The 23,286-nt window shown below is 36.6% G+C and carries 19 protein-coding genes; 10 read left to right on the top strand and 9 right to left on the bottom strand.

What is annotated here, in order from left to right; all coding sequences use genetic code 11:
- The first annotated feature begins 81 nt into the window (after positions 1-81).
- Positions 82-513: an IS200/IS605 family transposase gene (gene tnpA, locus I6U49_RS12945; RefSeq protein ID WP_150314237.1), complete on the top strand. Its 432-nt coding sequence runs from the start codon at positions 82-84 to the stop codon at positions 511-513.
- Positions 514-846: 333 nt separating this feature from the next.
- Here the strand turns inward: tnpA and I6U49_RS12940 are convergent, their stop codons facing one another.
- Positions 847-1,263 (bottom strand): hypothetical protein, encoded by a 417-nt coding sequence (locus I6U49_RS12940; protein ID WP_198629128.1) that lies wholly within the window; start codon positions 1,261-1,263, stop codon positions 847-849.
- Between the two features lie 669 nt (positions 1,264-1,932).
- Here I6U49_RS12940 and I6U49_RS12935 point away from each other — a divergent pair.
- Together I6U49_RS12935 and I6U49_RS12930 are read left to right on the top strand one after the other, a co-directional pair.
- Entirely contained in the window at positions 1,933-3,534 is a 1,602-nt protein-coding gene (locus tag I6U49_RS12935) for a DUF6973 domain-containing protein (RefSeq protein ID WP_198629127.1), read from the top strand.
- A 2-nt stretch (positions 3,535-3,536) separates the two neighbouring features.
- Positions 3,537-3,875 carry a hypothetical protein gene (locus I6U49_RS12930; RefSeq protein WP_198629126.1) on the top strand — a complete coding sequence of 113 codons (339 nt, stop codon included), beginning with the start codon at positions 3,537-3,539 and terminating at the stop codon, positions 3,873-3,875.
- 1,302 nt (positions 3,876-5,177) lie between these two features.
- Here I6U49_RS12930 and I6U49_RS12925 read toward each other — a convergent pair.
- The 4 genes from I6U49_RS12925 to I6U49_RS12910 all read right to left on the bottom strand — a co-directional run bounded on the left by I6U49_RS12925 (position 5,178) and on the right by I6U49_RS12910 (position 9,349).
- Complete coding sequence (locus I6U49_RS12925; RefSeq protein WP_198629125.1) at positions 5,178-6,341, bottom strand: ABC transporter permease; 1,164 nt, start codon at positions 6,339-6,341, stop codon at positions 5,178-5,180.
- Between the two features lies 1 nt (position 6,342).
- Positions 6,343-7,305 carry an HlyD family secretion protein gene (locus I6U49_RS12920; RefSeq protein WP_198629124.1) on the bottom strand — a complete coding sequence of 321 codons (963 nt, stop codon included), beginning with the start codon at positions 7,303-7,305 and terminating at the stop codon, positions 6,343-6,345.
- 19 nt (positions 7,306-7,324) lie between these two features.
- A complete protein-coding gene (locus I6U49_RS12915) occupies positions 7,325-8,689 on the bottom strand; it encodes a TolC family protein (protein WP_232804717.1) in 1,365 nt (454 codons plus the stop codon).
- An 81-nt stretch (positions 8,690-8,770) separates the two neighbouring features.
- Positions 8,771-9,349, bottom strand: a complete 579-nt coding sequence (locus tag I6U49_RS12910; RefSeq protein ID WP_198629122.1) for a Crp/Fnr family transcriptional regulator — start codon at positions 9,347-9,349, stop codon at positions 8,771-8,773.
- Positions 9,350-9,527: 178 nt separating this feature from the next.
- Between I6U49_RS12910 and I6U49_RS12905 the strand changes: the two genes are divergently transcribed.
- Positions 9,528-9,905, top strand: coding sequence for a PH domain-containing protein (locus I6U49_RS12905; RefSeq protein ID WP_193710198.1), 378 nt, complete (start codon positions 9,528-9,530; stop codon positions 9,903-9,905).
- Between the two features lie 195 nt (positions 9,906-10,100).
- Here the strand turns inward: I6U49_RS12905 and I6U49_RS12900 are convergent, their stop codons facing one another.
- A complete protein-coding gene (locus tag I6U49_RS12900; protein ID WP_193710199.1) occupies positions 10,101-10,277 on the bottom strand; it encodes a histone H1 in 177 nt (58 codons plus the stop codon).
- Positions 10,278-10,882: 605 nt separating this feature from the next.
- Between I6U49_RS12900 and I6U49_RS12895 the strand changes: the two genes are divergently transcribed.
- The 3 genes from I6U49_RS12895 (at position 10,883) to I6U49_RS12885 (ending at position 14,297) form a co-directional block, all read left to right on the top strand.
- Positions 10,883-11,182 (top strand): hypothetical protein, encoded by a 300-nt coding sequence (locus I6U49_RS12895; RefSeq protein WP_198629121.1) that lies wholly within the window; start codon positions 10,883-10,885, stop codon positions 11,180-11,182.
- Between the two features lie 83 nt (positions 11,183-11,265).
- Positions 11,266-12,102: a hypothetical protein gene (locus tag I6U49_RS12890; protein WP_198629120.1), complete on the top strand. Its 837-nt coding sequence runs from the start codon at positions 11,266-11,268 to the stop codon at positions 12,100-12,102.
- 188 nt (positions 12,103-12,290) lie between these two features.
- Positions 12,291-14,297, top strand: a complete 2,007-nt coding sequence (locus I6U49_RS12885; RefSeq protein ID WP_198629119.1) for a TonB-dependent receptor plug domain-containing protein — start codon at positions 12,291-12,293, stop codon at positions 14,295-14,297.
- 190 nt (positions 14,298-14,487) lie between these two features.
- Here I6U49_RS12885 and I6U49_RS12880 read toward each other — a convergent pair whose 3' ends face one another.
- From I6U49_RS12880 to I6U49_RS12870, 3 genes are all read right to left on the bottom strand, one after another.
- Positions 14,488-15,708: a M24 family metallopeptidase gene (locus I6U49_RS12880; RefSeq protein WP_198629118.1), complete on the bottom strand. Its 1,221-nt coding sequence runs from the start codon at positions 15,706-15,708 to the stop codon at positions 14,488-14,490.
- Positions 15,709-15,987: 279 nt separating this feature from the next.
- On the bottom strand, positions 15,988-18,804 hold the full coding sequence (gene leuS / locus I6U49_RS12875; RefSeq protein ID WP_198629117.1) for a leucine--tRNA ligase: 2,817 nt from the start codon (positions 18,802-18,804) through the stop codon (positions 15,988-15,990).
- Between the two features lie 184 nt (positions 18,805-18,988).
- A complete protein-coding gene (locus I6U49_RS12870; RefSeq protein WP_198629116.1) occupies positions 18,989-19,915 on the bottom strand; it encodes a ketopantoate reductase family protein in 927 nt (308 codons plus the stop codon).
- 279 nt (positions 19,916-20,194) lie between these two features.
- Here I6U49_RS12870 and I6U49_RS12865 point away from each other — a divergent pair, with 279 nt between their 5' ends.
- From I6U49_RS12865 to I6U49_RS12855, 3 genes are all read left to right on the top strand, one after another.
- Entirely contained in the window at positions 20,195-21,073 is an 879-nt protein-coding gene (locus tag I6U49_RS12865) for a cell division protein FtsX (protein ID WP_198629115.1), read from the top strand.
- Between the two features lie 255 nt (positions 21,074-21,328).
- Positions 21,329-21,916 (top strand): YceI family protein, encoded by a 588-nt coding sequence (locus I6U49_RS12860; RefSeq protein ID WP_198629114.1) that lies wholly within the window; start codon positions 21,329-21,331, stop codon positions 21,914-21,916.
- 24 nt (positions 21,917-21,940) lie between these two features.
- Positions 21,941-23,227 (top strand): hypothetical protein, encoded by a 1,287-nt coding sequence (locus I6U49_RS12855; protein WP_198629113.1) that lies wholly within the window; start codon positions 21,941-21,943, stop codon positions 23,225-23,227.
- The last annotated feature ends 59 nt before the right edge of the window (positions 23,228-23,286 follow it).

The following is a 23,286-nucleotide window of genomic DNA, read 5'->3' as shown; positions in this document are numbered from 1 at the left end:
ATTGGTCTCAAAAAAGGGATTTAAACCCTGCAATTTTATTGCAGTACTTTAGTAGTGCGAAAAAATCTATATTTTGGTACTATGAGTTATCAAAGAAAAGGCTCTCATACGGTAAGTTATTTAACGTGCCATATTGTTTGGGTTACAAAATATCGGTACAAGGTACTTCGAGGAGATGTTCAAACTCGTTGTCGTGAACTTTTAATCCAAATATGTGAAGCTGAAGGTATAGAGATACTGAAAGGAGTAGTGAGTTCGGATCACGTTCATATGCACATTGAATATACTCCAAAATTGAATGTAAGTAGCATATTGAAAAAACTCAAAGGACGAACTTCAAGGAAACTTCAACAAGAGTTTCCAAAACTGAAAGAGCGTTATTGGGGGCAACATTTTTGGGCAAGCGGTTATGGAGTTTGGAGTACTGGGAATATTACGGATAAAATGGTCAATGAATATTTGGAACATCACCGTCGAGATTCGAGTGATAATTCCAATTTTATATTGGAATAGTAAAAGGGGACTTTCAGTCCCCAGTATTAATAAACCTCTGCACTTTTAGTGCAGAGTTGTTTAGTTTAGATGGTTAAATTATATGCTACACAGAAAAGGTGAAAATCACATAGCTCACTATTAGTGCAAGAGCCATAATAATGACTCTATTCTGTTTTAACTCTTTCCTCTTAATTAAAATAATTGCCGCTAAAGCTATAAACCCTGAGAGCAAATATATCTTACTCTCTTCATTTATAAGGCCTATGCGATCAATAACTCCAAAATAAATAATTATTAAAAAAAGAGGAATTAACCTGAGTGTCCTATTATTAATTCTATCTAATATTTCCATTATCCTAAATGATCTATTACTGTTTGATCCTTTTCGCAATTTTCCTTTGCATAACCACATTCGTTGTTTGCTGTAATATGTAAAGTAGTTACTAACGCATGACAAGCTATGCCTACAATCACTGTAACATCTGCTATACCACACGCGATATGTTCCAGGCCTGCAACTGCAAATGCATTTGTCAGACAATTATTATAACGATCTCCACAAGTAGACCCTGCTGATTTTGTAGTTACATTTAAACCCTCTGAAACAAAAGCTTCCATTATCGGGGCTTCCAAATCTACAATATTTTTACTGGTCAGTCCATACTTAGAACTAAGATTTTTTATCCTTTCATCCTGCTCTTCATAGAAATCAACCAATTCTTCTGGATTATCATAACCCATAGCATTGGATAAATCTAATAATTCCATTAAGGAAAGTTTATTGTTGTTCTGGGTAATCTTTAATACTCTCGTGGGATCTTGGATCTTATTAAAATGTCCGCTCTCCTGAATTATAAATTCTTTAAAAAGAGGATCAGTAGATATTTCCGAAATAAGATTCTCCGGTGGGATTGAAAGGTTTTCATCTATGTTTTCGTTTGAACAAGAAGATAGCAGTAAAACAACAAAGGTGTACAATAAGTAAAAGGAATTCTTTTTTAAAGTTAAAGTTTTAAATTTTGGTAAAAAAAAATAAAATCTTTGATTTTATGTTAAAATTCAACCCTCACCTCGTATGTTTGGCCTCAGCTTGTTTAAGGCTAAATTTACAAATTATAATCAAAAAGGGCTGGGAAGGAGCAAGAAACTCACCTAGACAACCAAAGGGTATGTCCGCCGCAAGATTATCATCCTTCCTGGTAACCCCTTAAAGTCTCAACTGTATCTAGAGACCATTTCAAGGGACTGGATCTCGCATAAACTACGAGGAAAGACAAAAAAGTTAAAATCACTTTATTCTCATAAATTTTAGATAAATAAATGAATAAATATTAAAATTTTGTTTTTTATTAAAAATAAAATTAAATATATTGCCAAAGTATTTTTCAATCCCTACTATAAAATACAGTAAATTTTATTTAACCCTAATCTAATTTTATGAGAAAAATTTACCTGCTGTTAGGGATTGTTTTATTGCTTGTTATGGGGTGTGAAAAGGATGATACCCTAGAACCGATTGAGGGGATAGAGCGTAATGAATTAGAAGGGGAAGGCATGGGGCCTGGTATACCAAAGTATTTTTTTACTGATTCGACCGACTTGGCCACCACAAAATTTTATCAGTTTTATAGGAATAGGAGCAGGAATGATACACTAAACCAGCGTTCCATCTTGGAAGGTACTCCTTCCTTACTTGATTCCCTTATTTTAGAGAAAACGGTGATTTATGAAAAGAAAGGCACCAGGTATTATACCATTCCCTATAAATACCATACAGAAGCAGCCTTTTATAATTTGTATGTTCAGGAAACACAAAGCTCATTTATTCCTTTTAAATTAAAATATAACAAAGGACCAGATTATCCAGATAATCCCCACGACTTACAAGTAGAAATAGTACCCTTTATATTTTCACAGGCACCAGGCAATGGTTCTCCTTTGACTACCCGGTCCTCCTGTACACCCACTACATTTTATGTAGAGGTGAAATGCACAGGGGCTGGACACTGGCCTGGTGAGTCCAGTTGTAAATGTGGGAAATCCGACCTTAATTGTGATCCTGCATATACTTTGAGTATAAACGGACAGGTTTGCCAGGAATCCACACTTGATGACGATCCCGATCCAGGAGGGAATCCTGGGGGCGGCAGTGGAGGAGGTTCGGGCTCACCGGGAGATCCTACCACTAACCCTAACGACCCCACCCAGCCCGGTGGCGGATTTGATTGTATTGCAGGTTATGATTGTGCTGGAGATCCTTACCAGGACCAACAGCTATACAATCAATGCAAATACAGCCTTGGGGGTGATAATTGCTGGGAAATTTGTGAATATGCCAATTGTACCCTGGAAGATAATGCCAGGTATGAACTATTCCAGAAACTCAATGTGACGGAGCAAGAAATCTCCAGCCTTACCAATGAGCGGGTAAACCAGCTTGGCAATTACGTGGGCAGCGGTACTAATGTAGAGAAGAATGCCTTCGCGTCGGAGGCAGTTAGAGCCTGGATAAACGATGGCGAGGTGGATTTTGAAACTCGTTTAATTAATAACCCTAACTTGAATGATTTTCTAAAAGATAGAATGTCATCAAGTGAATTAGCATTATTTGATACATTAACCCCAATGCAGAAAGCATTGTATTTGCAAGCCGCTGCAGAGGCTTATACATATGCAGAGATTTTTTATCCGCGTCCGGTAAGAAATAGAAAAGGAGATGCAGTTAAACATACCCTTTGGAATGCACTCTCTACAATTTATATTGGAGCTACTTTGACAAAACAACTTACTGATGCGCACGAAGAAATTACTTTTGACTCAGGTTATCAAAACCATTACAAAGAAAAACAGATGGACTTATATAATAATGCTAAAGGAATAGAGTTAGGTAATCAATATGGAGGAACTTTTGCCGTATTTTTTCAATTAGTTGAAAATGCAAAAAATAATGGAGAGTTAGGGTATTTAAGTAATTTAGAGTTCACAGGTTCATTTTGGAAAGCTACAAGTAATTCTGTATTAATACCAACTAATCAATAAAGATGAGAAAAATAGTTTTAGTTTTAATTTCACTTATTTTAATTTCCTGTGGCAAAGATAAAGTTAAAATAAAAATCAGTGATTTTTCTAAAAAACAAGAAGTGACGTTGACACCATATAAATTGAAACCCTATGCGATGTTGAAAATCCATATTAAGGGGCAAATTAATGATACTATTAAAATAAATTATAATTTATATGGGAATACTGATTTCTTTCTTACAGGAGAGGTGGACACTTTATTAGTACAAACCGATTATTATGGAGAAGGTCCTGTAACTTTGTTGTTCGATCCATATAGAGCTACAGAAGGAGAAATTTTAATAGATTTTAATCTATGATAACCTTGGTCGCATACCAAGAATTTCTTTTAACGAAAATAAGAAAAATCTAAGCTCGATTAGAACAAATAAGTAAAAGCGCAATGATAAGGTCATTTCCTTGAAGCACCGCGTCTCGGGTTTAGTAAGTGATGTGCTATTAGAAAAATAGTCGATCAATTGGATTTGAATCTTTTTTGTTAGTATCTTGCTCATCAAACTGTTTTTAAGGTTGGTAATTTTTTTGCAATAACAATATACCACCTTTTAAACGGCTCTCTTATTTTGAAACACCTGAAAACACCAGTAAAATCAACACATGAGCCCAGTCTCAACGAAATTTCTGGGGGATGGTTAATTATTATTAAACACAAGATTCAAACTTACACCACTCATTCCAATGTCTTTGGCAGTCCAGCTTTCTTTGGGATGGTTATGGGATCAATCTCAAAAGTTGTGTTTAAAAATCATAGAAAACATGATTAGCAACCACCACTTATAAAAGAAAAAAGCCTCTTCCCGAATACACGGAAAAAAGCTTCTCATTGGCTAGCCTAAATCTTCACAACACAAGATATTAACCGGCTAACTACACATCCCGACAAATGCGGGACAAACAACACAACTTAATCTTACTCTTATATCAACATTCGGTGATTTTTACCACTTAAATGCTAATTTCGTTTTAAATTTTAATCGCTCCTTGTTTTAAAACAAGGCTGGCAAATATACAACATCTTATTTCTATTAAACAAATAAAAAATTAGGTTTTATCAAAACTTAGATTGTTTATTTTAGTAAAAACACTAAAGAAAATTATCAATAACATAATTTTCAGTAGCTTTATACTTTTAGCTAATCCAAAAACAAGCGAGTTTTGTAAAACCGTTATATTTATTTCATTGGGATAGAGCAATTAAATTTTAAAATAGCAAGATGCCTAAAAATGTATTTTTTCTAAAGCCCATTTACAAGACTGCAATAAAGCCGGCTTAAGACTAAAAAGCGCTCTAGAGTCAAAATCTTGTTAATTTTCATCATTCTGAAATCAATATTTTAAAATATCTCTCAATGAGCTTGATCTGGTATGAAACATAGAAAAAGTTTTGTAGCAGAAGTGCCAGGAAACAATGTTTTAAAGATTTCACAAAGAGTTTAATGCCAGCACCAATCTGCATCTTATTGGCATCATGAAAGACCTAAGATTAATTTAGAATTCTGTAAAACATAGCCTGCTTCCTAATGGCAGAAACTCTATCCCGGCCTTCATTAGGAACCGGGAATAGAGACAAAATAGCTTTGGTAAGGGGCATATATAAGCCCCTATTCGCTTATTTGCTTTTTGTTTTTATTGATTTTAAGCTGTAGTAACAGTAACATAGCCACAAAGCTTATAATAATAATTATTAGCAACATTTTAATTTCTGGAAATATATCGCTAATATCACCTCCATAATAGGCTACTTTTCTAAAAGCTGCTAAGAAATGGGTAACCGGAATAGACTGGGCAATACCATTTATAAATTCAGGAATTGCAAGACTTGGCCAGGTAAATCCACTTAAAATAAATGCCGGGGTAGAGATTACCATTAAAAGTTCGGTAGCTTTTAATTGATTTGGAATTATCACCGAGAACAACATACCAATTCCCATAGAGGCTAAGCTCAATAGAATAATCAATATTAGCATAGGTGTATTAAAAATTGCTGCTTCTACATTAAAGAAAATGAAAAGTCTACTTACTACAAACCACATCACCGGAAGAAATAGCAGAAAAGGAGTTGCTTTTAAAACAATAAGATACCAGGATGGTTTATTCTTTTGGACCAGGCTTTTAAAATAGCCATCTTCAAAATCACGAGAGAACACTAACGCCATTGCCAGAAAAATTACCTGCTGCATAATGGCCCCTAATAATCCCGGAAGCATAAAGCTTAAGTAATTACCTGTAGAATTATAGAGTTTGTTGAAATTCACCTTAAAACTCTCATAACTTGCCCTCGCCTGATCTGGAGATGCACCCTGCTTTTGGAGGCTTTCTATCTCAATGCCCGCATTTAAGGTCATTAACACTTGCTGAATGTTCTTACTGGCAATATTTGCATTAAGAATATTGGCCATATTAAGATCTACCCTTATTTCAGGATATCTTTTTTGAAGTATATCCTCCTCAAATCCTGAAGGCAAAGTCACTACAGCTACATACTGCTCAACCGGCATCTCTTCCAGTATATCGCCAGGAGTATACCTACGGTCTTTTACCAGAAGTGCTTCATTATCTTCAAAAGCATCAATTATACTAGCGGATAGCGGGCTGTTGTCCTGGTCTACTATTACAATGGGTAAATTTACCACTTTTGCCTGCTGATAAACATACCCAAACAACACCCCATAAAGTATTGGTGCACCAAAAAAAATAGCACAAAGTACAGAGTTGGAGAAAATTCGTTTGAATTCTATTTTTAATAAGTCGAAAAACTTTTTCATACTAATAGTCTTTTAATAGAATAGTAGCACTGGTATAAAAATTACTTCCCGAAACATCTGAAGTTGGGATCACCTTAAGTTCATAGACAGATTCCGAAAGATCATATAAAGGAGCGGTACTTGTAATCTCTGCATATTGAGGTAACTGTTTTATGCTTACTATTTTTCCTTTAAACTCCTCCTCGGTGTATGGGTTTACCAGGTTTAGTTCATCTCCTTTCTTAAAATCGTAGATATTAGATTCATTTATGGTGAACCTAAAATAAAGCTTGCTTTTTTCATACCCGTTAATCAGGGTATAGCCGGGGCTTAACAATTCTCCTTCCAAAAGGCTAATAGTTTCAATGCTCATATTGGCAGGAGCAATAAGGTACATTTCATCTGAGGCTGTCAATACCTCTTCTTTTGCGCCCCGTGCCCTATCTAGTTGTCCTTGCGCCTGATCTATCTTTTCTGTCCTGGCTCTTTTCCCGGCCTCATGGTGTTTGGCTTCCACAGCGCTTACCTGGGCATTGGCCATCTGTAACTTCATTTTTACCTCATCAAGTTGCTGGAGACTTACCAGCGAATCTTTATACATGTTATAAAGCCTATTGTAGGATTCCTGGGCAAATGCCTGTTCTGCTTTTGCTGCGTTCAATTTCCCTTCTATCTGAATTAATTGTTCTTTTGTTGCCCCCATATTAGCCATAGTAAGCTGCCCTTTAGCAGCCTTCATAGCTCCTTCGGCCTGTAACATTTTTGCATTGATTTCCGGAATATCCAGAAATGCCAGGGTATCTCCTTTGCGCACTTCATCTCCTTCAGCAACAAATAACTTTTTAACCCGCCCCGCAAGCTTACTGCTTACTGAAATAGTTTCAAATTTCACTTTTCCTCTTACCGGAGAAATTTCTTTCTGATTATTGCAAGATGCCAGGCTAAAAAGACCAAGCAGTATAAAACCAATTTTAATGTTTTTCATATCTTTTTTTATGATGTATTTAGTAATTAAGTATTCCTTTTGCATGCATAAGTGTAGTGGCAGCTTTGTTTTGAGCGAAATAAGATTCCTGAAGCTTAAAGTTTGCACTTTCCAGGTCCCTTAACCCATCCAACACTTCGCTTATAGAAGCAAGATTATTTCTATGCTGTTTCTTTAGCATTTCAAAAGTGGCCTCTGCCAGTTCAATCTCTTTATTTGCAATTCTTGTATTTTGAAGTGCAGCCTCATAAGACATTTGTGCCTTCACAATACTTAAAGAGATCATCTCTTCAGCTTCTTTAATTTGTTCCTGATATTTTTGCACTTCTAGCTGAGATTTCTTGCTTTTTAAGGCATTTTTCCCACCATCAAAAACATTCCATTTAATGCCAACCCCAACATACCATTGCGGGTCAAGCAGCGAAAGGTCATCTTCCAGAAATTCATAATGGCCCTTCAATGCCAGCTTCGGAATAAAATTGCTTTTCTCCATTTTAGATTTGAAGCTTGCAGCTTTTTCAGCCTCTTCCAATGCGTGTATTTCTGCCCTCTTTTCAGCTGCACTTCCGGTAGAGGAAATAGCACTTAGTTGGGGAGAAAGCGAACGCAAAACTTCCCTGTTTTCACCGGTAATCTGATGTAGCACCTCAATAAGCAAGCGCTTGTTCTGCTTAAATTCAAGCTGTTTTCCTTCTAGTTGCTGTTGAGCCAATTCGATCTTTTTCCGACTTATAGGAGTAGCAAGACCATTTTCTATTGCCTTCTTGACAAAGCGTTCCTGATCCCGAAGCTGATTTTCTGAAGCAGCCAGTACTTCTTGAGAGGCATTTACCAGAGCTAGCTTGTTATAGGTTTCAATAAGATTTAGAACTAGCTTATCCTTTTGGGCCTCACCCGCATAATTTAGGGATGCTTCTTTATGTTTTCCAGCTTTTCGGGCATTTGTCGCTTCAAATCCGCTAAAAAGTACCCAGTCTAAATCTACCGAAGACTTTAAAATATTTTTATTCTGAAGATTATTTGCCGGCTGCAGTGGAACATTCTCTGGAAAAGCAGCGTTAAAAGGAAGTCCGGCAGCTTCTTTGATTAGCAATTTCTGAGTAGACATCAATAGCTTTTGGGTATCCTCATCAAAAGTTATATCGTCATTAAGCCTGGTATAGCTTCCATTTAAAGTAATCTCGGGTAGAAACACCGCTTTGGCTTGTTTTTGGTCTATCCTGGCCTGCTCGCCTTCCAATCGATTAATATTCAAACCGTGGTTCTTTTCAAGCGCTTTTTGGATAAGCATATCCAGGACCGGATCTATCTCCTGGGAGAAACCAATGGCCGGAATAAGGCCGGTGAGTAAAACGCATAGCAACTTTGTTTTTAGTAATCTCATTTTCATTACACCAATTTATTATTAGTGCAAATTTCATTACTAAAAGAAAGCTTTCCTTTGACCTATATCAAATAGTGAAATTCAAGAATTTCTTGAAGTACCACCTCGCCGAATTCGGCTAAGGGTTTCCTGTGTCATACCCAGGTAAGAAGCAATTGAACCTAAAGGGACCCTGCTTGAGATAGATGGAAATTCAGTAAGCATATAATCATAGCGTTGCTTTGCGGTCTGGAACTGAACGGCATTTAATTTATTTACTACCCGGGTTAGCATTTCGGTAGATAATAATCGGCCTAATTTTTCCATATTGTGATAACGTGCAAATAACAAATCGAGGTTTTCTCGTGTTATGCTATAAAGAACAGAATCTTCCAGCATTTCCAAATAATAAAGACTTGGCGTTTGCTGGAAAAAACTTTCTATACTAGACATAAATTTTCCTTCTATAAAAAACCATTGCGTCACTTCTTTCCCATCTTCTTTTAAATAATAACTTCTTCCCACACCCTTTTCAACAAAAAAAAGTTTGGTACATACCTGGTTTTCTTTTACCAGGGTTTGATTTTTTGAAACAATTTCCCGCTCAAAATGAGCAGTAATATCTGTTAACTCTTCAGAAGTAAAAGGAACAATATTTCTAAGAAAATCTTGGAGGCTCATATAAAGTTTTTCCGCTTTAGGATTTAAATGTAAACAATTGAAGGCTATTTTTTCCAGATATCCCTGGTACATCATCAAATTGAAATTGATTTTGGTGATAAGATCTCACTGAAGACCAGAAATAAGTACAATCATAAATTAAAATAGATTTATCTTTAACAACCAAAAATCAGATAATATGAGTTTACTAAATAAAATTATGGGAAATGCGGGCAGTATTTCTAAAGAACAATTAGACGAAAGATATGGGCGATTACTTACTGCATCTGAAGAGATTGAATTGGGTTTTTCCTTGCTACGTGATATCTTTATGTTTACCAACAAACGCCTTATCCTTATAGATGTTCAGGGTTTAACAGGAAAGAAACAAGAATACCTCTCGCTTCCTTATCGCCATATATCCCGTTTTTCCCTGGAAACAGCCGGTACGTTTGACCTTGATGCCGAACTTAAGATTTGGATCTCCAGTGAAAATGTTCCTAGCGTAAGTAAAAAGTTTAATAAAAGCATTGATATTTATGCAGTACAACGCTATTTAGCGGAAAAAGTAATTTAGGTGGTCTTTTTTATAGCTTCAGATTAATAAAAAGCTTAATTTCCGGGTTAAGGTCTCGGAAATTTTTATAGAACTCCCCTGGCATAGATGTGCTAAACAGAGAGTGTAAACAATTAATGAAAGAATACTGTCTGAAAGGTTTATTTTCGCCAGCTTGACTTCTTCTGGAACTTTTCAGACAGTATCTTTTAAGCCTTACTTTTTAGATTCAGCAATAGAAACTTTACGGAATTCTTTTAAAAGCTTCTCTAACTCTAAAGAAGATTTTCTAGCTCTGGTTCCGGCACTTTTATTTCCACTTTCTAATTGTGCATTAGCTTCCGTTTGGAAATTTTCAAAAGTGTTCTGGATGTTTTCAACAAGTTCTTTCATTATAATAGTTTTAAAAATTTAAAACGCTAAAATAGTAGAATAATGCAGCGTGCGCCCGGTTTTTTGAATATTTCTTATAAACAACCCGAACGGAGGCATCTTAATTGGGATTGATTTAAAGATAGGCTGTTTTCTTTCACATAATTATAACAGTAAAAATTAATTAGTTACGCCTTTCCTTAAAATCATATTCACAACTCTTTTCATAAAAAGCTTTTAAAAATATTAAACAGTTATTTAACAAAATCGCTCTCTAAAAAGGCTGTTTTTCTGAGGTATGTTTTATTTTAAAGCTCTTAAATACTATTAAATCGGCACTTAGACATTTCCTTAACGCCAACTTAGAGCAAAACCGTACCAAATTCAACACTATTCTTTTTCACAGCCTATTGTTTCCCTGGCATGCAGAAACACTTCGTATATAAAGGGAGGGAGTAAATGGACTAATTCTTAGCTTTGATCGGTCATTGCATATTTATGAGTGAAATCATATCAATTATGCTAGCCAGAGGTTTATCTTTGTAAATTGAATGAAGAACCGGCAATCCATAATTGTTTCACTTTTTGTGTTATTGATCTTCTTCAATAGCATTAAGAGTGGGATTATGATAAGTTTTTATATGGTAGATACTAAAAACTTTGTGGAATTGTTTTGTGTGAATAAAGAAAAGCCAGAATTGCAATGTAACGGAAAGTGTGAACTTTCAAAACTTGCTGAAGGGGATACTTCCAAAGAAAAACCAGGCTATTTGGATATTCTTCAAAAAGAAATTATTTTATTCTATGCCAGTGCTTACAACACGATACCTAAAAATATTGTGCAAAATTCTCTTGTGAATGATGCCTACTTAAATAATTACTACTTTCTTTTTGTTCCAGATTTTATAGATCCTCCCATCGTATAAGTTTTCTTTCTAAAACCACCTGTTAACCGGAAAGTTTTCTCTCTGGCAGGGATACATATTTAATTACAACAAATTTTTATACGATGAAACTCTTAAAATATATCAGCTTTTTTGCTGCAACAATATTATTCTCTTGCTCGTTTAACGACGACACCCCAATTCAAATTAATGAAGCCAAGGATTTAATTCTTGTTCAGGAAATACAAAACGAAGCTCACAGCATTAAAATCTTCACCGAAGACGGTAAGCTCGAACAAGGCTATAACAAAATCTATTTTCAGATAAAAGATGAAGAGGATTTTATTTCTAATGCCGAAGTTAGCTGGACCCCGGTAATGCATATGGAAGCCATGTCTCATAGTGGCCCTCATTCAGAAATTAACAAAAAGGCTGGCACAGAAACTCTTTACGAAGGCTATATCATTTTTCAAATGGCCCAAAACAATACCGAATATTGGGAGCTTGATTTCAATTATAGTGTTGCCGGCCAGGAATATTCCGCAAAAGATATTATTGAGGTAATACCAACCGAAAGAAATCGGGTAAGTGTATTTACAGGAAGTGATGGTGTTCGCTATATCGCGGTTTTAATTGAACCACAAGCCCCAAAAGTAGCCGTAAACGATATCTCTGCTGCTATTTTTAGAATGGAAAATATGATGAGCTTCCCTATGGTGAACAGTTATACTTTAAAGACTGATCCGCGTATGCCCAGTATGGGGAACCATAGTTCGCCAAATAACGAAGACCTTTTTCAGGCCGGTTTAGATGATTTTTACCACGGAAAATTAAGCCTCACTATGTCGGGTTATTGGAAAATCAACTTGCAATTACTCAATGAAGCCGGAGAAGTATTAAAAGGCGAGGAAGTCACTGAGACCAATGAATCGAGTAGTATTTACTTTGAAATTGAATTTTAATTAACCGGGCTGTCTGGGAAGTCTATTTTTTGGAAACCAAATTCGTTTCAGTCTCAAATATGTTTATTGATCGAAAAACATATTTCAGTTAATACAAGAAATGAGGGTAAACTCTAGAAGTTACCAGGGAATCAGAATAATACAAAAATTTTAAGCCTTTTCAGACAGCCAATTTTTTAAAAAAAGCCATGAAAAAGTATCTTATATTTTGGCTCGTGTTTACATTCAGTTTTGGAATTAGAGCCCAGGAAAAACATGCTAAAAAACAAGACAGCCTTATAATTCCGCAGGAATTAACAGAAGTTATTCTAATTGGTAAGAAATCAAATAAACACCATCTTGAAAATAAGTCTTTGGCCACTATTGAAACTTATTTAGAAGAAGCAAATGCTGTAGATTTTATAAAAAGAGGCGCTTATGCCTGGGAGCCAATGATTCAGGGCATGGCATCAGAAAGAAGCGTGGTAACCATAGACGGTATGCGCATCTATGCAGCCTGTACAGATAAGATGGATCCTATAACTTCTTATGTAGAGATTTCAAACCTGGCAAAAGCGGAAATTAAAAAGGGACAGGCCGGCGCTGAAAATGGTGCTACCATTGGTGGGGCCATAGACTTAGAGCGCCAAAAAAGTGAGTTTGAGAATACCGGCTGGAGCGGAAATGCCCAATCTGGAATAGAGAGCATCAACGAACAAAAAATTTTAGGAGCTGCCCTGCAATATGCTTCGAACAAAGTTTTTACCGATATTGATTTTATGTATAGGGATGCCGAAAATTACAAAGCCGGCGGGGATAAAGAAATCAACTACTCACAATTTACCAAATATAATTTTTCGGCAACAAGCGGATTTAAGCTAAAAGAAAATAAAAGCATAGAAGCTTCATTTATTTTTGACGAAGCCCGAGATGTTGGTTATCCCGCACTACCTATGGATGTTTCCCTGGCAAGGGCATATATAGGTTCTTTAGAATATATAACCAATTCCGAATATGGTTTTTTTAAAGAATGGAGAACCAAGATTTATTATAACGATGTAACCCATATAATGGACGACTCCCAGCGTCCCGATGTGCCTATAAGAATGGATATGCCCGGCTGGAGCAAAACCGCAGGAATGTATTCTAAGTTAAAGGGAACTACTAAAAAGCATACCTGGGATCTATCTTTAAATGGGCATTTTAATAAGTCTTTGGCCGAAATGACCATGTTCCCCGAAGATCCAAATGAAAAAGATATGTTTATGTTAACCTGGCCCGACGTAAATACTATTTATACAGGTTTCTTTGGCAAAGATCTATACCAAATAAATAAGGAATTTTCGACAGAAATTTCCCTGGGCATGGGAGTACATAACAACAACATACAAAATAAGTTTGGGCTGGAAAGTTTACGTATATTTTATCCTGAAATGGAAGATTCAAACACCCGTTTTTTATTGAATACCGGGGCACAACTAAATCTCTCTACTCACCCCTGGACGCTTAGTATTGGTTTGGGCTATGGCGAAAGAGCACCTTCGGTTTCTGAAGCTTATGGATTTTACTTATTCAACAGTTTTGATGGCTTTGATTATATAGGAAACCCTAATATGCGTAATGAAAAATCTTCAGAAATAAATATTTCCACCCATTATGAGCATAAGTCTTTTTCTTTAAGTTTTAATTCCTCTTTGTACCATATTTCAGATTATATAATAGGAAAACCCGATCCTAGCCTATCCCCAATGAATATAGGGATAAACGGTGTTAAAGTGTATGAGCAATTAGCACACGCAAAATTATGGAGTAACGATATACAGATAACATATAGCTTTTTAAAAGATTTTACGGCAAAAGCGAAAGCGGTTTATCGTTTGGGGAGGGATGATTCAAATACCAATTTACCCCTGGTACAACCCTTCACTTTTGAAGCCGGCTTGCGTTACAGGAAGAATTCTTTTTATGCAGAAGCAAATGTAGAAAGCGCTACCAAACAATTTGATTATAGCCCCGAATTTGGCGAAAATCAAACGCCTGCTTACTCGGTGGTGAATTTGGCCTTATCAAAAATATTGTATGTCAACACTCAAAAAATGGTTTTAAAAGTTGGCGGGGAAAACCTATTTGATGAATATTATTCAACCTATTCAGATTGGAATAATATACCAAGGCCGGGCAGGAATTTATATGCCAACCTAATCTATAGTTTTTAGGACGTTCCTTTCTTTAAAAATCCGAAGAGCAAGAAAGAACTTTAATGTTCCCCATTTATTTAAGAAAGACCTAAAAAATGATGGTTTTCAGCATTTTTTAGGTCTTCTACTAATTAAAATTCTTTTAAAGCTATTTCAGCTTTACTCGATAATTAAGGTTTACTGCCTCCTTAACTTACCAGGAAGTAATCTACTGTGTGGCCACTACGCCAAACGGATTTTCGATACTGTGGGCAGGCTCTGTAAACCATTTTGGGCCTTTTTCTGTCATATAAATATGGTCTTCTAAACGAACCCCAAATTTTTCGGGCACCACAATCATGGGTTCAATACTAAAAGTCATTCCCGTTTGTATCTTAATTTCATTGCCTTTAAGAATAAATGGGTGCTCATGAATTTCCAGGCCTATACCATGGCCCGTTCTATGAGGTAGGCCGGGCAACTTATAATCGGGGCCCAGCCCGTCTTTTTCTAATTGCACCCTAACCTGGTCATCTATATATCCGCAAGGTTTACCGGTTTGTGCAGCATTAAAAGCGGCTATTTGTGCCAATTTCTCAGATTGCCAAATATCTTTTTCAGCCTTAGTGGCTTCCCCATAGCAATAGGTTCTTGTAATATCTGAGATATAACCATTGTATTGACAGCCGGTGTCCACCAATACCATATCGTTTTCTTCCAGGGTTTTTGGAGATTTTACTCCGTGAGGAAAACTAGAATCTTTACCAAACAATACAATGCAAAAATAGGAACCGCTTTCAATCCCCAGTTTTTTATGGGCCGCATCAATAAAGTTTTCTACCTCAGCGGTACTTATTCCGGGTTTTAGAATCTTGGCAGTGGCTTTATGCACCTGCATCGTTAAATCCATCGCGTACTGAAGCTGGGCTATTTCCCCTTCACTTTTCAGCATTCTAATATCCCTTATTATTTTTTCGCCGCTGGAAATTTCAAGTTTTGGATGCTCCTGAAATTTTGAAACCAGGTTAAAAGGCGTTGAATCATCAATAGCTAAACGGGTATTGTTTTTTACAACTTCAGCTATCTTTTCAATAGGAGATTCGTGTTCTAGCCACGGAAGAAGCTCTCCTGAAATTCCGATGAAATCTTTAAAAGTGCCTATTTCAAATTCAGGAAGCACATAATAAAGGCTTCCATCGGCAAAAAGCAAAGCCCCAACCAAACGTTCTGAAGGGTTCCATTTTGTATTGGTAAAATAATATAAATTGGTGCCGGCATTTATATAAAGCGCATCCAGGCCGTTTAATTTCAAGGCTTCGCATGCTTTATTTATCCTATTTTGAAATTCTTCATCCTTAATTGATTCAGGTTTGTGGCCTGGTTCTTTTAACTTTAAAATTTCTTCACCAACCGAGCTTCCGCCAATACCATATATTCGATTATTATTCATAAGTTTTGTTTTTTGAATTACTGCTACTAATAACAATTCAGCATATATAAAAAGCTTCCTTGTATAAAACTAAGATTTCTCCAGAATTTAAAGAAGTTTTTAATCCTTGTTCAAATAGATAGCCCTAACCAGAATGACTGTAATGAGTCTTCTTTAATTTTTGTTATTATAAGGGTTTTCCCAAAAAGAACTTTTACATCTACTTAAAAAGGAATAAATAAAAAATCCGTTTCCTACTTGGGAACGGATTTTTTCATTTTATATAATCTCAATTGCTTTCTAACCTACAATATTTACAATTTTACCGGGCACTATAATTACCTTTTTAGGGATTCTTCCATCCAATTGTTTTTGGGTGCGCTCATCTGCCATAACTGTTTTTTCAATCTCATCTTTTGGCATATCCAATGGTAACTCTATCGTAAAACGCATTTTTCCGTTAAAGGAAACCGGATAATTTTTGGTGCTTTCCACTAAAAATTTTTCCTCAAAAACAGGATATTCGGCAGTTACTATAGATGTTGAATGCCCTAATTTACTCCATAATTCTTCGGCAATATGCGGGGCATAAGGAGCAATAAGCACTGCAAGGGGGTCTAATACTTCCCTGCTTTTACACTTTTGCGCCGAAAGCTCATTTACACAAATCATAAAGGTAGAAACCGAGGTGTTAAAACTGAATTCCTCAATATCTTCTGTTACCTTTTTAATGGTTTTATGTAAAGTCTTTAAAGAATCGGCTGAAGCTTTTTCTTCTAAAACTTCAAACTGCTCGCCATTATGATAGAGTTTCCAAAGTTTTTTCAGGAAGTTATGCACACCGGTAATTCCCGCGGTATTCCAGGGTTTTGCTTGCTCTAACGGCCCCAGGAACATCTCGTACATCCTTAAAGTATCGGCGCCGTAGTCTTCACAAATATCATCGGGATTAACCACGTTGTATTTAGATTTCGACATTTTTTCGACTTCACGACCAACGATATAGGCACCATCTTTTTCAGTCAAAAACTTAGCCTCTTTAAACTCGGGACGCCATTTTTTAAAGCCTTCAATATCTAATTCATCCGAATGATTTACCAAAGAAACATCGGCATGTATAGGCTGTACATTATTTTCTCCTACAAGGTTTTTAGAAACAAATACATTTTCTCCTTCCAGCCTGTAAACAAAAGCACTTTGCCCTAAAATCATTCCCTGGTTAATCAGCTTTTTAAAAGGCTCTTTAACCGAAAGATAGCCGCGGTCGTGTAAAAATTTGGTCCAGAAACGGGAATACAATAAATGGCCGGTGGCGTGTTCGCTACCCCCAATATATAAATCTACATTTTCCCAATATTCCTGGGCTTCTTTAGAAACGAATTCTTCTTTATTTGCGGCATCCATATAGCGGAATAAATACCAGGAACTTCCTGCCCAACCGGGCATGGTGTTTAATTCTAATGGAAATACCGTTTCGTCATCAATTTTTTCATTGCTCACTATCTTATTAGCTTGCGTATCCCAGGCCCAGGTACTTGCATTTCCCAAAGGCGGCTCCCCGGTTTCGGTAGGAAGGTATTTTTCAACTTCTGGAAGCTGCAATGGCAAATGTTGTGCATCTATCATTTGCGGCATTCCGTTTACGTAATACACCGGAAACGGTTCTCCCCAATAACGCTGGCGGCTAAATACCGCATCTCTCAGCCTATAATTGGTTTTGCCGTAGCCGTGACCTGTTTTTTCCAATTCTAAGATCACCTTTTGCAGTGCCTCTTTATATTCGAGTCCGCTAAGGAAATCAGAATTTGCGATTACTGTTCCCTCTTTTCCGGAAAAAGCCTGTTCAGATATATCTACATTATCAAAAATATTAGGAATGGGAATTTCAAAATGTCTTGCAAAATCGTAATCCCGCTGGTCACCACAAGGCACGGCCATTACCGCACCGGTTCCATACCCGGCAAGCACATAATCCCCAATCCAAATTGGAATAGGTTCTTTTGTAAAAGGATGCTCGGCATAGGCTCCGGTAAAAACTCCTGTTATACTCTTTACATCGGCCATACGCTCGCGTTCGCTGCGTTTGGCACTGGCGGCAATATAGGCCTCAACTTCTTCTTTTTGCTGCGGTGTGGTTATCTTCTGTACTAAATCATGTTCAGGCGCCAGGGTCATAAAACTCACACCAAAAATAGTATCGGGGCGCGTGGTGAAAACACCAATTTTATAACCGGAATCCTGAACATTGAAATCTACGTGCGCTCCAACCGATTTTCCGATCCAGTTGCGCTGACTTTCCTTTAAACTCTCGGTCCAGTCCAGTTGATCTAAACCTTGCAATAAACGTTCTGAAAATGCCGAAATTCGCATACTCCATTGCGTCATTTTTTTACGAACCACGGGATAACCGCCACGTTCGGAAACGCCGTTTACAATCTCGTCGTTAGCTAAAACGGTTCCCAGTTGCGGACACCAGTTCACTTCGGTTTCCGCTAAATAGGTTAGTCGGTATTTTAATAATATTTGTTGTTTTTCTTCTGAAGAAAACGCATTCCAGGCATCTGCTGAAAACTCCACAACCTCATCATCACAAGCTGCTTTTATACGAGAATTCCCTTCTGAAGCGAAAATATCTTCCAGTTCATTAATAGCGCGTGACTTTTCAGTTTCCAGATCATACCAACTTTCAAAAAGTTGAATAAAAATCCACTGTGTCCATTTATAATATTCGGGGTCGCTAGTACGCACCTCTCTGCTCCAATCAAAAGAAAAGCCAATTTTATCTAACTGTTCGCGATATCTTTTAATATTTTTTGCCGTGGTAAGTGCCGGATGTTGTCCTGTTTGAATCGCATATTGTTCGGCAGGCAGGCCAAAACTATCGTAACCTTGTGGGTGCAATACATTGTACCCGGTATGGCGTTTATAGCGTGCATAAATATCACTGGCAATATAACCCAATGGATGCCCTACGTGAAGCCCTGCCCCCGATGGGTAGGGAAACATATCCAGTACATAATATTTAGGTTTATTGGATGAATTGCTGGCGCGAAAAGTTTGATTTTCTGCCCAGTATTTTTGCCATTTGGCTTCAATTTCGTTGAAGTTGTAACTCATTATTTTATTTTTCTTACCTGCTAATTACGCGCTATGCGACTTTCTATGTAATGCCTGCAAATTTACAATTTTAAACCACTTATGGGAATTTACAGCCAATGGATTAAGCGACCTATTATTAACCGAAATCTAAATGTGCCAGGAATAGCTGCGACAAAATTTATTGATAGGAGGCCGGGGCTAATTATGAAGTTCTGGCCAATCTATCCATAGGCCGTAAACACTCATATATCATTTTATTTACCGGAGTTTCAATCCCTAACTTTTCAGCTTCTTTTACAATAAACCCGTTGAAATTTTCTAATTCTGAAGGCCGTCCGGCCATAAGGTCTCGCTGTGTAGAAGCGGTAGTGCCTGCTGGTTGATTTTGAATAATTTTAAAAGCCTTTTCCAGATGTTCTTTGGCTAATGGAACACCTTTGGCATTTGCCAACAATTTTATTTCCTGTGCGGTTTTTAATAACAAATCGAACAAATAGTCGCTTTCCCTAATTTTATCTATAGAAACCCGGGTTAGGCCACCAAGCCCGCTAATTGTAGCGATAAACAAGAACTTCTTCCAGATTTCCAGTTGAATATTTTCAGGGTTAAAATTAGTGATTCCGGCTTTATCAAAAATTACTTTTAAGTTTTGAATTCTTTTAGAGTTTGAGTTATCTATTTCACCAAAAGTAATTCTTGGCTCAAAGGAAACGTGCTTTATTTTCCCCGGACTTTCTACAAAACTTACAATATGGCATAGTCCGCCCAATACATTATGTTTTGGAAAGTTCTCCAGTAATTTTTCAACATTATTAGCACCATTTTGCAAAGGCAAGATCATAGTTTCAGCTGTAATGACAGTCTTCAGTTGTTTAGATACCTCAGGAATTTGCCAGGATTTAACACCTAAAATCACGAGATTGGGCGTGGGAACTTCAGCTAAATCATTAGTGATTAGCCGGGGTTTAACCTTAAAGCTACCGTGAATACTCGTTACCTCGAGACCGTTTTTCTTAATGGCTTCAAGATGTTTTCCGCGCGCAATCATACTAACATTGTAACCTGCTTTGGCGAGTTTCCCGCCGAAATAACCACCTACACCTCCAATTCCAAAGATTAAAATATTCATAAGTTCTGTTTTATTTTAAAGAAAATTAAAAAGCATCGCTAAAAAATGTTTTAACTTGTTTTGCTTATAAAATATGGGATATTACAAGCAATTAAGTCGCTAGACTTTTTAGCTGTAAAATCCAATTTAGCTTAACGAAGTTAGAAATTTTCAAGTTCAGTTTATCCAGGGTTAGAATGAAAATAATTTTTGTCTTTGCTAATTTTTTCAAACTTTAAACGTTTTAAAGGCATTGAATGTTTATCTTTTTTATTTTTACACAAAAACTGTAATCGACCTATGAGCACATCCTTTGAAAAATACCAGAAACGTCGCCTGGTATCTTCTTATTTTTCGGTAGTGATAAGTATAGCTTTAGTACTTTTTTTATTGGGAATGCTGGGATTGCTGGTTTTAAATACTAAAAAAGTAGCCGATCATTTTAAAGAACAAATTGCACTTACCGTATACCTAAAAGATAATGCCAAGGAAGTTGAGATAGAACAACTCAAAAAAAGCCTGGCTATGGCCGATTACACTAAATCTACTACTTATGTTTCTAAGGAAGAAGCTGCCGAGGCCCACAGTAAAGAGATAGGGGAAGATTTTATGGGATTTTTAGGTTATAATCCTTTACAGAATTCTATAGATGTTTATATGAATGCCGATTTTGTCTCGGGCGAACAGGTAGATGCCATTGCAGCCGAACTGACTTCTAAAAATTTTGTAGATGAGGTGGTTTACGACAAACCACTTATTGCACTTTTAAATGAGAACGTTAAGAAAATTAGTTTCTGGGTACTTATTGCCAGTGGAGTTTTTACGTTTATTGCAGTTTTGCTTATTAACAGCTCTATAAGGCTTTCGGTATATTCTAAGCGGTTTATTATAAAAACAATGCAAATGGTAGGTGCCACCAAAGGATTTATTCGCAGGCCGTTTATTTGGCAGAGCATAAAACTGGGCATTATTGGAGCTATAATTGCCTTGATAGGAATGGCAGGTGCTTTATACTATCTTAATAATAGTTTTCCCCAGCTTGCATTAACTTCAGACCTTAAAATACTTGCCGGCCTATTTATTGGGGTGTTTGCGATGGGGATCTTGATTACCTGGATAAGTACATTTTTTGCCACTTCACGGTTTTTAAACCTAAAAACTGACGAGCTTTATTATTAAGCGGTTTTAACCAGCTCTAAAATTCACAGAATTCCTACATAATTCCTACATCATTTTTATTAGTTTTGTGCGTGAACAAATGTTAAAATAGGCTAATCGCAAACGTTTTAGCTTGTGTAAAAATTTGATTATAAGTCTTTTAAAATTTCTTATGGTTTAGACAAGTCTTAAATCAAAACTGCAAAAACCTGACTCTCGTCATAATTATTGCTGAATTTCTGCCCCAACTTTGTATCAACTTAAAAACCTAATATCATGAAAGTTTTAAAATCATATCAGTTGCTGCTCACAGGAGTGTTTTTTATGTTGTTAACCGCAGGAAGTATGGTTGGCCAAAGTTTTAAAATGGATAGTTCATCAGAAATTATCGTTGAAGGAACTTCAAATATCCATGACTGGGAAATGAAAGCTAATTCTAAAAATGGTAGTGCCACAATTACTACCGAGGAAGGCAAACTTACCGGCATGCCTAGCTTAAAAGTTACAGTTCCTGCAGAAAGTTTAGATAGCGGAAAAGGTGGGATGGACAAAAATGCTTACAAGGCACTTAATACTAACAAGTATAAAAATATAGAGTTCCAGTTAGACGAAGTTAAAAATATTGAAGATAAAGCTGCCGATTCCTATCAGGTAAAAGGGCTTGCTTCCTTAAAAATTTCAGGAGTAACCAAGCAGGTTCCGGTAGAATTTACGGTAAAATTAAGTGGAAATAAATTACAAATTAATGGTAAACAACAAATTAATATGACGCATTTCAAAGTAGATCCCCCTACGGCTATGTTTGGAACAATTACAACAGGAGAAGAACTAACTATTAAATTCAAATCAACATTTACTAAATAACTATTCAATTTAAAAATTACTACAATGAGAAATTCAATCAAATATTTTGGAATTGCTTTAATGATGGCCGCAGGCTTTCAGGCACAAGCACAAGAAGTAGAAGGAAAAACTATATGGGACAGAGACCTTCCTAATTTTAGAGAGAACGATCAACGAGGCATCAATGATTTTGAAGCTAAAAAAGATACCGACACTGAGTTTGATGGGGTACAGGTAAGATTAGGTGGAGCATCTACTATCCAGTTCCAGTCTTTAGATCATGAATCTGATGCTGCTGAACTTCAAAACCTGGAAGCAAACTTTAACTTGGCTACTGCCAACCTGGATCTTGATGTATTGCTTTATGATGGTGTGAGAATGCACTTAAGAACTTATCTTTCTTCACAGCACCATACTGAAGCTTATGTAAAGGGAGGTTATATCCAGATTGATAAATTAGACTTTATAAGCGAAGGTTTTGCCCAGGGACTTATGGATAACCTAAGAATTAAAATAGGTCACATGGAAAACAACTATGGTGATGCTCACTTTAGAAGAACAGACAACGCTCACTCACTTCACAACCCATTTGTAGGAAACTATTTAATGGATAGCTTTACTACCGAAGTAGGTGCCGAAGTATACTATTTTAGTGGCCCATGGTTAGGGATGGTAGGATTTACAAACGGTAAATTAAACCAATCTACTGCCGGTGATGGTGAAACAGATCCTTCTTTCCTTGCTAAATTAGGATATGACAAACAATTTAATGAAGATTTTAGATTTAGATTAACAGGATCTCTTTTACACAGTGGGCATAACTACGGGCGTGGTAACTACCTATACACAGGAGACCGTGCAGGTACTCGTTACTACAACGTAATGACTGATGTTGACGGAAATGGCCCTGGATTTAGAGCCGGACGTATTAACCCATCTTTCAAAAACGAGATGACTTCTGTAATGATCAACCCATTTATTAAGTATGGCGGACTTGAGTTCTTTGGAGTTATTGAAACCATAAGCGGACAGGACAAAGGTGATACTGATACAAGAACATACAATCACTATGCAGGAGAGCTTATCTACAGATTTGGTTCAAACGAAGATTTCTACCTAGGAGGTCGTTACAGCACTGTAGATGGTGAACTTGACAACAGTACTGATATTAGCGTAAACCGCTTCCAATTAGGTGCTGGTTGGTTCTTAACCAAAAACATCCTTGCAAAATTGGAGTATGTTAACCAGGAGTACAACGACTACCCTGCAGGTAACTTAAACAATGGAGGTCAATTCAACGGAATTACGCTAGAAGCAGCGATTAGTTTTTAAGTTGAATGTTGAGCCCCGGGTGTTATCTCTAAGAGATTCCCCGGGGCTTTTTATTTTCT

The organism is Salegentibacter maritimus, from assembly GCF_016236915.1.
Classification (GTDB): Bacteria; Bacteroidota; Bacteroidia; order Flavobacteriales; family Flavobacteriaceae; genus Salegentibacter; species Salegentibacter maritimus.
This window is presented reverse-complemented; position numbering and strand designations above follow the sequence as displayed.